This window comes from Pseudoalteromonas sp. S16_S37, assembly GCF_014694405.1.
GTDB lineage: Bacteria > Pseudomonadota > Gammaproteobacteria > Enterobacterales > Alteromonadaceae > Pseudoalteromonas.
On record NZ_JAAUWV010000003.1, the window covers coordinates 33,200 to 46,672 of the forward strand.

The 13,473-nt window shown below is 42.8% G+C and carries 11 protein-coding genes and 1 riboswitch; of the genes, 5 read left to right on the forward strand and 6 right to left on the reverse strand.

Annotation, left to right across the window (positions count from 1 at the left end):
* The first annotated feature begins 39 nt into the window (after positions 1 to 39).
* Positions 40 to 507 (forward strand): GNAT family N-acetyltransferase, encoded by a 468-nt coding sequence (locus tag HC733_RS02225; protein ID WP_194709945.1) that lies wholly within the window; start codon positions 40 to 42, stop codon positions 505 to 507.
* A gap of 21 nt (positions 508 to 528) precedes the next feature.
* Here HC733_RS02225 and HC733_RS02230 read toward each other — a convergent pair whose 3' ends face one another.
* A complete protein-coding gene (locus HC733_RS02230) occupies positions 529 to 1,863 on the reverse strand; it encodes a TonB family protein (protein ID WP_190363435.1) in 1,335 nt (444 codons plus the stop codon).
* A gap of 267 nt (positions 1,864 to 2,130) precedes the next feature.
* Positions 2,131 to 4,701, reverse strand: coding sequence for a TonB-dependent receptor (locus tag HC733_RS02235; RefSeq protein WP_190363436.1), 2,571 nt, complete (start codon positions 4,699 to 4,701; stop codon positions 2,131 to 2,133).
* Positions 4,702 to 5,098: 397 nt separating this feature from the next.
* Between HC733_RS02235 and HC733_RS02240 the strand changes: the two genes are divergently transcribed.
* Together HC733_RS02240 and HC733_RS02245 are read left to right on the forward strand one after the other, a co-directional pair.
* Complete coding sequence (locus HC733_RS02240; protein ID WP_190363437.1) at positions 5,099 to 5,347, forward strand: hypothetical protein; 249 nt, start codon at positions 5,099 to 5,101, stop codon at positions 5,345 to 5,347.
* Positions 5,348 to 5,625: 278 nt separating this feature from the next.
* Entirely contained in the window at positions 5,626 to 5,874 is a 249-nt protein-coding gene (locus HC733_RS02245; RefSeq protein ID WP_190363438.1) for a DUF3297 family protein, read from the forward strand.
* Positions 5,875 to 5,942: 68 nt separating this feature from the next.
* Here HC733_RS02245 and HC733_RS02250 read toward each other — a convergent pair whose 3' ends face one another.
* Positions 5,943 to 6,824 (reverse strand): LysR family transcriptional regulator, encoded by an 882-nt coding sequence (locus HC733_RS02250; protein WP_190363439.1) that lies wholly within the window; start codon positions 6,822 to 6,824, stop codon positions 5,943 to 5,945.
* Between the two features lie 105 nt (positions 6,825 to 6,929).
* Here HC733_RS02250 and HC733_RS02255 point away from each other — a divergent pair, with 105 nt between their 5' ends.
* Positions 6,930 to 7,535: a LysE family transporter gene (locus HC733_RS02255; RefSeq protein WP_190363440.1), complete on the forward strand. Its 606-nt coding sequence runs from the start codon at positions 6,930 to 6,932 to the stop codon at positions 7,533 to 7,535.
* Positions 7,536 to 7,606: 71 nt separating this feature from the next.
* Here the strand turns inward: HC733_RS02255 and HC733_RS02260 are convergent, their stop codons facing one another.
* Both HC733_RS02260 and HC733_RS02265 read right to left on the reverse strand, forming a co-directional pair.
* Positions 7,607 to 8,815 carry a hypothetical protein gene (locus HC733_RS02260; protein WP_190363441.1) on the reverse strand — a complete coding sequence of 403 codons (1,209 nt, stop codon included), beginning with the start codon at positions 8,813 to 8,815 and terminating at the stop codon, positions 7,607 to 7,609.
* A gap of 21 nt (positions 8,816 to 8,836) precedes the next feature.
* Entirely contained in the window at positions 8,837 to 9,700 is an 864-nt protein-coding gene (locus HC733_RS02265) for a zinc-dependent metalloprotease family protein (protein WP_190363442.1), read from the reverse strand.
* Positions 9,701 to 9,771: 71 nt separating this feature from the next.
* A riboswitch (cyclic di-GMP riboswitch) is annotated at positions 9,772 to 9,859 on the reverse strand.
* 1,177 nt (positions 9,860 to 11,036) lie between these two features.
* On the opposite strand from HC733_RS02265, the gene HC733_RS02270 reads away from it, so the two are divergent.
* A complete protein-coding gene (locus tag HC733_RS02270; RefSeq protein ID WP_190363443.1) occupies positions 11,037 to 11,885 on the forward strand; it encodes a carboxylate/amino acid/amine transporter in 849 nt (282 codons plus the stop codon).
* A gap of 76 nt (positions 11,886 to 11,961) precedes the next feature.
* Here HC733_RS02270 and HC733_RS02275 read toward each other — a convergent pair whose 3' ends face one another.
* Positions 11,962 to 13,461 carry a calcium-binding protein gene (locus HC733_RS02275; RefSeq protein WP_190363444.1) on the reverse strand — a complete coding sequence of 500 codons (1,500 nt, stop codon included), beginning with the start codon at positions 13,459 to 13,461 and terminating at the stop codon, positions 11,962 to 11,964.
* Between the last annotated feature and the right edge of the window lie 12 nt (positions 13,462 to 13,473).

The following is a 13,473-nucleotide window of genomic DNA, read 5'->3' on the forward strand; positions in this document are numbered from 1 at the left end:
GTTGTTTTAGTCGAAGATAATTGGAGGTAATAAAGGGAAATGACGATAGAGATTAGAAAGGCAACTTTGCACGATGCACAAGCAATTAGCCAGTTGATCACAACACTTACTGAAAAATATGTGTGTCCAACTTGTGAGGATTCGGCGCGTGATATCTTACGTAACTCAATGTCAGTGCAATGTATTGCATCCTATTTATCCGACAACTATCTATACATGGTTGCGATAAATGAAAGGGATGAAATAGTGGGCGTTGCAGGTATTAAAGATAGTAGTCATCTGTACCATCTTTTTGTTAGTGATGATTATCAAGGACTCGGCTTATCACGTAGGCTATGGGAATGTGTTAAAGCGCAGGCTCTAAATAATGGCAATACAGGGCGTTTTACCGTTAATTCAGCACTTAATGCGGAAAGTGTGTATCTTCGTTTTGGTTTTAAGCGTCTTGAAGGGGTTAGAAATCGACAAGGGGTGTTAGATATCCCTATGGCATTAGAAATCCAGTAACGTATATCTGCCTGTAAAAATTTAATTTAAAGTGGCTAAACTCGCTAAAAATTCAGTTATTTTTTGGCTACTCCAGTGGCGTTTATTCGCTGAGTTTAGTGCTTGCGTAGCAAGTTTTTTGGCATCCGATGGCGATGCGGCAAGCTTTGCACAAAGTAAGAGCAATTGCGGATGATGCGCATCAATTTTCAGCCCTTTATCCAGCCATAATTTTGTTTTATCTCGATATATATTTTGTGTGACGTATCTATCGGTCAATTTGATAATGGAGCGCAAGTGATCTTGTTCAGAGGCTTCTTCTAGGAGCTTGATAGCTTGTCCAGTATCCGCGTCATTTCCATTTTTAAGTAAGAGCGTGGCTAATCGGTATTTGGCGATGTCCATTGTTTTTGCTGCATGTGCTAACCAAAGCGCAGCTAGGGCGTGATTATTAGATGTCAGCAACTGTGTGGCGATACGATACTGGGCGATATTCAAGCCATTTTTGGCCGCCGCCAGCAGTAGCTCATCCGTTGGATTATCTGAGCGCCAGTGATAGCGCAATAGCTGATAGGCGTTGTAGTCTTTCATGCTTAGCCAGTTGGCGATTTTATATTGAACTTGCGCCATACCTTGCTCCGCGGCATTGATGCTTTGCCGTAACTCAGTTTCGTAGGCCTTTTTCTGAATTGGCAGTGTCTGTTTGTACTGCTCTCCTTTATACGTTGTAAAGTGATACACCAACGTATGATTTTGTTTAGCATCGCTATAACGCCACCTTTCGACGGCGTTGAGCAAGCTGGCGGTAAATATATGTTTAGGATAACTATCGACCACTTCAATGTTGATTGCTTTGCCACTGTCATCTATATCGAATTCTAACCATACCCATCCCTCAATGCCTTGGCGCACCGCTTCTTGTGGGTATTTTGGCAGTTCATCATGGACTTTGTATATGGTTGGCTCATTTGATAGTTGGGTTAGGTCGTTTAGCGTAGCATTTAAGCGATATGCAGACTGGAGCTGTGTTCTTTGTTGTTGCAAGGTTTTGCGTAGTTTTTCTGGCTCAGTAGATTGTTGCAATACCAAGTGGGCAGTTTGCGAGGCTTCTAAAATGCCAAAATCATTTGCTAACGAAAACCACACAAACGCTTTTTCAATACTTTTTTGTGTACCTTGTCCGTGCAGATACATCACCGCGAGGTTATACATCGCATCTGCATTGCCTATCTTGGCAAGGTGATTAAATTCTGTAAAAGCTAACGGATAGTCGGCTTCTTGGTAGGCTAGTGTGGCACTGTATAGATCTGCTTTGACCAGCCAGCTACAGCCAAGTAAGTAATAAATAGTAAGTCGAGTAATGAGATTATTGCGCATCTTATTGGGTGACTCATCCTTTGACTTATGTTTATTAAAAGATATTGATTTTGGACTGATTATCTAACCACACTATGGGGAAAATATAAATAATAAAAGCTGATAGCGTTGGCTATCAGCTTTTAAACCCCGGGCAGGGAGTTTATTAAGTCGACCCTGTGTTAGCAAAATACGACTTAATCCTTTTCGACATAGCTTGCGCCTGTCATGAAACTTATGCAGATCTTAAATATAGGTGCATAAGTTGTGTTTGTCGTTTGTTGGGCATTAGAAGTTAAATCTAATGCCTGCGCTATAACGCCTTCCGTCAGCATAAACACTGGTCAGTGCTTGCTTAACGCCCTCTTTTTGATAGCTAAATGTATGCTCGTCGGTGAGATTAATTGCTTCAATCACCAAAGCAATATTGTCACTGTAGTTATAAGTAACATTGGCATCTACCTGACCATAGTCATCAATATAACCCGGATAATCGCGGCCGCTATCATACCCTGTTCGATAGTTGTATGAGAGGCGGGCACTAATGAATTCGTTTTCATAGTAAGAACTCAAATTAACCGTATGCTCCGAGTTACCAGGGATGGTGATGTCGTTGCCATCGTTATCTTTAGCTTCACCATCAACATAGGTATAGTTTGCGCTAATACCTAACCCTTCATATAGCTCCTGTTGATAGCCAAACTCTAACCCTTGAATTCGTCCAGCCTTGCCATTGATGGGGCGACTGATAAGGACTTCTTTACCTTCATGAACTTCCAAAGCGGGTTTGCTTTCGATGAATGACTGTATGTCTTTGTAGAAAAAGACCGCAGAGAATAGACCCGCATCGTTGAAGTACCATTCAATACCTGCGTCGAATTGAGTGGCACGGTATGGGTCGATATTGGGGTTGCCACCTGTACCAGTTTGAGTTTCTAAGTTATATGACGTAGATGCCGTCATATCCGCATAGTCAGGGCGAGACATAACGCGTGCAGCAGAGAATCGCATCAATAAATCTTCATCTAAATCAACGGCTAGGTTAACGCTAGGTAAAATATCAAAGTAGTCTTTCTCTTGCGTTGTCCATACCTGTGCACCAGCTTGGCCCGCGTAAGCTGAAGATGTTTGTTTGGTATTCACAAGCCTCACCCCTAAGTTACCCCGTAAGCCATCGGCATCTAAGTTGGCTTTGATATAGGCGGCGGTGATTTTTTCATTAATATCAAAGGTACTGGCCTTCAGTACTCGATAATTCCAACCAAGAGCATCGCCGTGTTGGCGAATTTTATCTGAGTCTGTAATTGCGTAGCTGCGCGTCGTACCGTCTGATCCAAGTCCTGATAGATAATCAGATGGCATCGACTTTGAGTAATCTGCTAAGTTCCAGTTGAGGTCGGTGCGGTTATCAGTTGTATGCTTGGTGTTGAAGCGCGAATGATCTCTGTACTTTATACCGACTTTGAGTTGGTTAAAAATGGCAACATCGATAGGGCGCTTAAAGTCTGCTTGAAAATAAGTTTCATCGTCTTTGGCATCGTTGTTATCGTAGCGTAAAAACCCCAGATCCCATTTTTGCGCATCTTTTGGATCTGCCGCGTAGCTGGTACGTACATCTTCGATATGTGATGTATCAAAGCTATGCACGTAGTTCCCTTCCCAACCGACAGAGCGATCGGCTTGAGAGCCACCAGAACCTTTGGTATAACCGATGTGATATGACGACTGCCAAAGTTCTCCCAGATGGTCCACTTTCAAGTCATATGACTTGGTTTTAAGTTCTGAATCACGTACTTTGGTTTCATCTAGAATGTTGTTGCCATCAGGTGATAGGCCCAGTGTACCGCCAACAACCATTTTTCCTACTGTACTATGATCAATCACCGTAATATCGGTGTACTTAGAATTTCCATAGCCCGGCAACCATAAGAAATTTTGGTTAGTATTGTCCGCTTCTAAAGTTGAATCCAAGGCATTAAACGCAATATCCATACTGTCGTTTGGACGATATTGCAGTGCCAAGTTAATCCCAGTACGAATACGCTGTTGTGTAAACATGGCCGAACCACCACCGCCTGGGCTGTAGACGTTTTTAACTTCAGTGCCGTTTTCTAAGGTGATATCGCGGTAGGTCCAAGACCAAGCTTCTAAGCCATCTCGGCGCAGGTTACGCTCTTGTCTCACCACTGAAATAAGCGCACCAAAATCCTCTTCTTGTGTTTTAAAATTATACATAGCAGAGAGCTGCGGGTCGGTTTCACCCGATATTTGACTGTGCTGTGCAATGATGGAACCAGCTATTTTATTAGCTTCTAAATCAAGAGGTTTACGTGTTCTCACAATAACAGTACCGCCAATAGAGCCTTCATCAATGTCGGCTTCAGGTGACTTGTATACTTCTAGACCTGAAATGATTTCAGAGGGCAGCATAGTATAATTGAAACCTCGGTTAGCCGCAGAGTTGGTCCACCAATCGGCTGAGCCTACGGCCTGACCATTAAGTAATGTTCTGTTTTGGCTTTCACCTGTACCGCGAATACTCACTCGCTCACCTTCACCATATTGACGGGTAATTGAAACCCCAGTGATCCGTTGCAATGATTCAGCAACGTTTTGGTCCGGAAACTTACCGATATCTTCGGCGGTTACCGCATCAACAATGGCGTCGGAGTATCTTTTGGTATTGAGTGATTTAACAACGCTGCCACGAATACCGCGAACTTGAATGACTTCTACATCACTTTGTGTATTTGCTTGGTTATTGTCTTGAGCGAGCACTAACTCAGGTGCTAATAGCACTGACCCAAGTAACGATTGGCTAATAATAACTGCCAGTTTCTTCTTGTTATTTTTGAACATAACTTCCCCTTAAGAGCTTATAAGTGTTGATGAGTTTTTATTTTCAACAATTAAAACACTGGGGAAGTTGTTAAATCTTGAATTGAAATGAATCATTGTGATTTGTATAAATATAGCGCTAAATTATTTTTAACTAATTGAAATTTAAATTTATAAATTTAATCCGTAGATGGCGTGATAGGTAATGAGTAAAGTTTACTTATAGGTTGGAGAAGCATTTTTGGTTAACATTCACAACTTTAAATGTGGCTGGGCAGTCAAACTTGTTTATGGGTTGGTATTATTTAGTATTGATGATGGCGTAAAAGTTGTGCGTTTAAGTGCTTAACAAGGCTTTTAACCATAATACCAACACTGGTATCCTTAGGGTTTTAAGAATTGAAAGAGTGATGCAGCTATGATCAACGATAACGATGTAATCGATACGCTAGAGGGGCTTGAGTCTTTTTTACGTGCGGTTGAAAACGGCGGACTTGGATTGGAAAATGCGGCAGGTGTTGCACTGGCCACCAATAATAGTGATGGTCGTCCTTTTGTTGCCGTGCTTGATGATAAACATCAGCTGTTATTGGGGCGCTGGGTAACGCAAGAAGTGTTCGATAATGGTAAAGACATGGTGCAAAACGGCATTAAAAAAGCTCATTAATTAATTGCTAAAGTAAATTACATTGGTTAGGTAAAAAGATGTCAGCTGATATTTGAACGCAGTTTGACCATGCGTGCGGGCGATAACTTCGGTTACGCATACAATCTAGTGCTTTTAACAGAAGTTGTTGGGGAATGAAGTTCAAACTAGTCGTACTGTTTTCAAAGTGAAAAAAGAGACTTCTTATTGCACCTCTCGCCTTGAACACATTTTGTGTTGAGCGTGTTGCAAGTATTCCCTACAATAGCGCAAATTTATTTTTTTGAAGAACTAAGACAATGACAGATACAACCTCAAGACCAGATATTCCAGATCAGCTTTCTATTAATCCACGCAGTCGCTTTTACAATGAAGAAGTGTTACAGCACGAGATTGGCGTGCGTATTAATGGCAAAGAGCGCAACGATGTGGAAGAGTATTGCATTAGCGAAGGTTGGATCAAAGTAGCTTCACCAAAAGCATTAGACCGTCGCGGCCAACCATTATTATTGAAAACAAAGGGTACGGTAGAAGTATTCTATCGTTAATTTTGTATGGGGCAGCTTTTTAGACTGCCCCGCTTTAGAAGCACGTTTTTCTCTAAAAACTTTCCACATCAAAAAGCACTGCGCGCAATATAGTCTAGCAAACACTTAACTAATCCTTGCTGAGGCACATTATTTGGCCATACGGCATATAACGGGATATCTTCTACTTGCCACTTTGGGAACAGGTGCACCATTTTTTGCTGTTCAATATAGTCTTTCACTAGGTAATCCGGTGGTGTTGCCACACCAAGGCCTTGCAGACATAGCTCAGTCATGGCTTCGATACTATTGACGGTAACATTACTTTGGTACTTGATCTGGAAAGTTTCGCCTCGTTCGTTAAATACATTACGGTTATGAGGCAGCATGGCCAAGCTTATCCAATTCCAATCAGCGAGATCGCGAATATGTTTTGGAGCGGCTTTTGCCCCAAAGTACGAGCTTGAACATACCATAAGGCGTTTGATAACGCCCAAACGCCGAGACTTTAGGTTGCTACTAGGCAGGTAGCCCGCGCGCACGGCTAAGTCTATCCCTTCGTAAATAAGATCACTGCGTTCATCTTTGTACTGAACATTAAGCGTCACTTTGGGGAACTGCTTACTGAATTGCGCTAAATACTGTGTGATGGGTGCCTTTATTAACGCTGTTGGTAGGCTAATGGTCAATTTGCCTTTTAGCTGTTGGTGATTTTGGTTAATTTCGCTCAAACCAGTTTGTGCCGCTGTTAACATAGCTTGTGCATGCTGATAGAGCTTTTCGCCTTCATTTGTGAGAGATAATTTCCTTGTTGAGCGATATAAAAGCGCCACACCTAAGCGCTTTTCTAAGCCACTTACTTGATAGCTGACCACCGAAGGAGAAAGTTGTAGCGACAGCGCTGCGGATCGAAATGAACCTTGCTTGACGGTTTCGGCAAAAATAGCCAGTGCTCTCAATTCATCGATCATAGCTTAATAGTTAAGGGTTTTAGAATAGTAATTTCTAATTGTGCTATCTAGTTTAATTAAAGTCCAGCGGCATACTATCGCTAATGTTAATGATAGGAGTCTGCTGTGTCAGTTATATTTGCCATGGGCTTGTTTGCCCTTTCTATGTCTATTTCGCCTGGGCCTGTGAACTTAATCACGCTCTCAGTGGGAACCAATCACGGCACCAAAAAGGCAATGCCATTTGTGTCAGGGGCGACTATTGGGTTTACTTTGTTACTGTATTTGTTGGGCTTGAGCTACTTCCAGCTATTAGCGCAATACAGTACTTTGCTAAACATTTTAGGGGTATTTGGCAACGCGTTTATTTTTTATATGGGTTATCAATTAATGGTCAGTCGCTCTTTGTTAAAAATAGAGGATGGGTTGCAGCCTCGGTTTGCACAAGGATTTTTATTGCAATGGTTGAATCCTAAAGCTTGGGGGGCCTGTATTGCTGGGATCTCAGCATTTAATTTGTCGCACTCTCATCAGCAGCTGTTACTCTTTGTATCTATCTATTTTGTTGTGTGTTACCTATCTATCGCAGCTTGGGCGGTCTTTGGTGATAAGCTCAGCCGCTTTTTATATAACCCTCAACGGCTAAAGTTATTTAATGTATTGATGGGAGGCTGCTTGATTTTTATTGCCATATACCTAGTTGCGCAACAGCTTTTTAGCGCTGCCACTTGAAGGCGTTAGCGCTAAAAAAAGCAGCCAATAGCTGCTTTTTTTGTGGTTATATCTAAGGGAGATATGTCTGATCAATTGTTACATTTTCTGCCTTTACAAGGCTTATCGGGGCCGCCGCTATTGGTGTTAGTAACAGTCACTGTTACCCAACTCGTCCACGAAGAACTTGCCACATCATTGTTGGCACGTACTCTATAGCGGAAAGTTCCAGTGTCACTGACATCACTATAATCAGCGCTATCAGCACTTAATAGCGCAACAATTTGAGGTGCCTGCCAACGGCCGCTTTTGTGTTGGGACTCTCTTTGCACTTCAAAAGTTTGCTCATTAGTGCTGTTATCTTGCCAGCTTAACAAGGCTGTAGCATTTTGCCCGTCGACAGCGCTTAAGTTACTGGGTGCTGCGGGTGGCTCAGCTTTTGGCTGTGTAGCGAGGGTTGTTGCACAGACACTTTGTGAAGCGAGCGTGGTATTGCCACTGATATCTTTTGCTTGAACACTAAAGCAATATGGTGTCAGTGGTGTCAGGTTTGTCGCAATGTAATTAACATCATTTTGCCAACCGCTGCTTGTGCACTGAGCTGTGTTTTGAGTGCAGCTAAATAGATAACTAACCATGGTGCCACTGTCATCAGTTGCAACGGTGGCTTGCATTGCAATTTGCGTATCACTGATTGCATTAGGAGCTTGCGCAAAGCCCATCGGGTTTGGATCTGGTGGTGTTGTATCGGGCGTTGAGGGCACAATATTACCTTGCAAGTAAAAGTGTCCTTGGCTTGCATAGTCACTGGCGTAAGGTCCCGCGGCACCAAATATTTCAAGAGTGTGAATACCCTCTGCAAGGTCGATTTGAATGCTGGCGCTGGTTTCACTGTTGCTATTGCTGGTGGCAATAAGCGCACCAGTGCTGTCGTATAACCGCATGCCAATATCTAAATTAGCGCCTCGTCTGGTACTGCGTGTGAAAGCATCCCATGCGGGTGTGGCATACAACTCAGCGGGGCCAGCGCCTGCGCTAAATTGAAACCAGTCGCTGTCACCTACTTGAATGCTGTCTTTGTTTTCGGCAATGATGCTGTCAGGGTCAATTTCCCGATTGGTTGCCGAAAAATGCCCGCTGCTATCCACATATAACGATACAGGGCTTGCAGCTTGTCCATGTGTATCTGCTGAACCGCCAAGCTTATCGTTGATAATGGCAATATCATCTTGAGTCTGGCTCGCGTCTGGATACTCGCCTTTGCTCCACTGTGTGACGTTTTTGTAGTAACCGACGCCCATTATAGGTGCCCAGCTACTTGGTTAGCTATCACTGCCTAAACCTGTGTAATAACTTTGTGTTGAAGTGCCATCATGGCTTAAGCCAAGGTTGTGACCAAGTTCATGAGAGCCAGCCTCTGCCATATACGGTGCAAAACCGCTGCCCAGCCTGTTGTAATAAACAAATGCTGGTTGATAGTAAGCGTAGTTGCTGCGCCCCCAGACGTTTACATAGGCCACGCCTCCAGCCCCTTGATGTGGCATGGCCCCACCAGATGTATCTACATCTTTGGTAAATAACACCCAGCCAGTGTTGGCGTTAAATTCGCTAGGGGCTTCAGTGGTTACATCAATATCAAACGCTGCAAAGTCATCCGCCATACGATTCCAAATTTCATGGATGCGTGCTCGCTCGGTATCGTTAAAAGTAGTTGGGTCGCCATCTAAATCGTAAGGAGTTGCATTGTAGCTTGCGCCGCCACCCCATGCTTTACCACTAATTTGCCCGCCATCAAAATCTAAGAATACTTTGTTGGCAGAACTTGGATTACTGTGTAATTTGAATACATCAACCGTCGGTAAAGTGTATTGTTCGTCACTGATAACGGCTTGCTCTGTTAAACCTTCTTCGATGTAAAATAATTCACCACTGTTGTCTGCTTCCATCAGTAGCATATCAAGGGCTGGGATCCCTAATGCTTGAAGTTGCACGAGCACTTTTTGTTGTGCATGTGGTGGCAGGTTTTCAAGACTTTTTTTGAGTTTTCCCTCAGGTAAGTTTTCAATCGCTTGTGTTGGCAGTGCTGCTTTTGTTGCAACATTGGGGGCGGCATGGGCCGCAGAGCTGAAAGCAAAACTAATACAACCATATAATATGGCTAGTTTGCCTTTTGTTAATAACATCATGTACTTTGCTCCAAATATAAACAACTTGGTCATTTGGAACGGAAAGATAGGCAGCACAATAGCTTGGCTGCGCTAGCAATCCCGCTATCATAGGACATTATGTCCCTTAGACCGGTGACTTTGCGCCCCATCCTTTCGAATGGTTTGCCCATTGCGTCGAAATTAGCCGACAACAAAACACTAACAAATAATTGTGAAAAATAAAACAAATGATTGTCAGGTGTTTATTTAGGGTAATATTACTAATGAGAGGGGGTACAAAATTTAGGGGGATATAGTCTAATGGCGTATGTGTCGTTAGACGAAAACCTTGCACATGCAGTGGTTGATGAGCCTAAGATGCAAACTTGGTTGTTCGCTTATGACTAGCTGCTAGGGTAGGCTAAACAGCAAGTTATCGCATAACGACAATCAGCCAGTCCACATCGCTGGCAAGTAAGGAATGTGCAGCTATATTTTAATTTTACTCAGTCACAGCGTATTCAATCGCATAGATGCCGAGTTAACATTGAGCCTGAGTGTTTTTCAATTGGACAAAGTCGATTTGGTTTGAGTTTTGATATCAATCCTATCACTCAACAACTAGCGTTGGTTGAATCGCTCATTGCACAAAGTGACATAGTAAGGATAACTTTTTGAACATAAAAAATTAATGTAATTGCTCTAGAAGCTAAAATAGGAATGTGTATAATCGGCGTCCCTGTTATAGGGTGTTTCTTTTTAGCAAAGACATTGTTATAGGTTGAAGGATTGAAAATGAACACGGACGATATAGATAAGCATATTGCACTGATGCAAAGCAACAAAGTTCAACGCTTAGACATGAGTTTGAAAAGTTAAGGCCTAGCGGCACCGCGTTATTTTTTCGTGCGATTTTTGGCATATTTATACTGTTAGGGATCATTACACTGTTTCCACAGATCTTGGCTCAGCCGATTTCTTATTTATTATTGTTTTTAATATTTCTTGTGGCGTTTGGCACATACTACGAAAGTCATCGAGTAAATAAGCGTTTGGATACTTTATATCAGTTACTTAAAGATGAGTGAACAAAACCTCTGTTGTTAGACAGTTCGCTAGCACTTAAATCCTTGATTGTGTAGCATAACAACTTTATTAACCTGAACTCGGGATAATGGATATGACAAAGTTAGTTGTATCAATCCATTACCAGACCAAATCATACAGTGTTGCTATTTTTGTGCAGTTCAAGGCGAGTTCGCGTACGTAATAGCGAGCTATTGCTAGCGAATTAAACGCAGAAATACGCGAAAAGAGCAGTGCTGTAGCATGTTGCTTATCCCAAGTTCAGGTTTACAAGTTGATGAACTGTTGTATGTATTATCTTGGTGTTGTCACCCTTGTTTGGGCTTTTTCGTTTAGTTTAATTGGAGTTTACTTGGCGGGCCAAGTTGACCCATGGTTCAGCGTGCTCACACGTATCGCTTTAGCTGCGTGTGTGTTTTTACCGTTTCTTAAAATACCTCTTAACAACAAGATGTTAGTTGGCAAGCTTATGCTCATTGGTGCCATTCAATTGGGCGTAATGTATGGCTTTTATTATCACTCCTTTTTATATTTAAGCGTGCCAGAAGTATTACTGTTTACGGTAATGACGCCTTTGTATATCACCTTACTTAACGATTTACTTAATAAGCATGTTAACGGTAAATTTTTATTCGCTGCACTTGTGGCAGTAGCTGGGGCTGTTGCTATTCGTTATGAAGGTGTTGATGGTCAATTTATTGTTGGTATGTTGCTAGTGCAAGGCGCCAACCTGTGCTTTGCCGCAGGGCAGGTGGGTTATAAACGCTTGATGAAAAATCGTGAACTAAATCAGCATAATGTGTTTGGTTGGTTTTTTATTGGGGCTCTAATTGTTGCGCTAAGTTGTTTTGCGCTGTTTGGAAATGCACAGCGGTTGCCCACAACGTTTACTCAATGGGGTGTATTAGTCTACTTAGGCATTGTTGCATCTGGGTTGGGTTATTTTGCTTGGAATAAAGGAGCAACCCAAGTTGACGTGGGAACCTTAGCGGTGATGAATAATATGCTGATCCCAGCGGGTATCTTAGTTAATGTGGTGATTTGGAACCGAGATGCAGACATACCTCGCTTAATTATTGGTGGCACTATCATCATGGTCGCGCTGTGGCTAAATCAGAAACTGAGTGTTAATCGTTAGTTGTGCTAGATTATAGAGCAAGCCCAACAGTAAAAGTGTTGGGCTGTTTTTACATGAAGCTTAGCGGGTTGGTTATCTATTCACAGTCGATGATAACGCCAGTTGGGCTGTAGCAAGTTGCGATTTGTTGGATCAAATTTTTATAAGTATAAGCTATGTTATTTTCTAACTTATTGAAATAGGTGCCATATATCGCTGTGCCACTCATGTTATAGTCAACTCGCCATTCATAATATGAGTATGGCGCAGTGCTTTGGTCCTCTAACCAACGTTTAAACACCACACTTGAAACAATATCGTACAGTGTGGTTGGTCTTACAACAAAACTGCGCCAACCTTTATCAAAACCAGTATGTGTGCCTGGCATTTCTACCACGGTATTGGCCGCTTTGTAGTATGGGTTGGTGAAGTTACTTTTTTTATCCACTTTTGATAGCAGGCCTTGCCAATCGTCTACCCAAGTGATCCCTTCACAGCTGTCAAGGAAAAGTACCCCTTTATCATCACCTGAGCCACAACTACCTTGCGGAAACATATCTGCAGTCCATATGTAATCGGCATTTTTCCCGCCTTCAATTTTGGCTTCGTATTCAGTTGAAGACGTAATGATCACATCGTTGCCACTGCCACCATGTTGTTCAGAGTTTTCATGATAGGTAAACAGAATATCATCACCTCCATTGCCATAGGCTTTATGCCAGCGAACGCTGTTGATTTCGTCATCGCCACTTTCGAACAGGGCATCATTGCCGTTACCACCGTAGAGCCTATCTTCTCTCCCGCTGTTACCTGTTAGGTAATCGTCACCGTCGTCGCCATACAGCTTATCATTACCCGCATCACCACTGAGTACATCATCTCCAGGGCCACCAAATAAGGTATCGTCACCGTCATTGTTACTATTGCAGCCAGTTTGCTCAAAGATATAACCATTGCCAGCATTTGCTAGACGGCATCCACCACCAAGATAATCGTTATCGGCACCACCTATTAGGATATCTCTGCCTTGACCACCCATCAGCAAGTCGCCTCCCGCATCGCCCATCAGCATGTCTTCGTTATTATCGCCAAAAAGCTGGTCATGATGGTTGCCGCCCGATATATGGTCATTGCCTGCACCACCGTGGATTACGTCTTGTCCGTCTTCACCAAAAAGACGGTCGTTACCGCCATTACCCGATATGGTGTCATCTCCTGCACCACCATAGATGGTGTCAGCTTGGTTTCCTGACGTTAGCGTATCGTTGCCATCTTCGCCAAATAGCATTTGCTGTATGGCAATATTTTTGGCATCAAAGCTGTCATCACCTTTGCCGAGTCGAGCGTCAATCATTCTAATTTGGCTTAAGAAAAAAGACTCACAACTTGAACTATTGCCTACCTTTCTGGTAACGGTAAGCTCATCACCTGAAGAGCTTAATGAATAGCTTTCACTGTCATTTGAGCCGGTGATCTTTAGCAACATGCCATCTAGGTAAACCGATGCATCACCGGCAATACCACTGCACGATGCTACAGCATAATTAGATAAGCCCAGAGATAGGGCTAGGCACAGAGAGTTTAGTTTGAACGCCATTGTTTGTTCCTT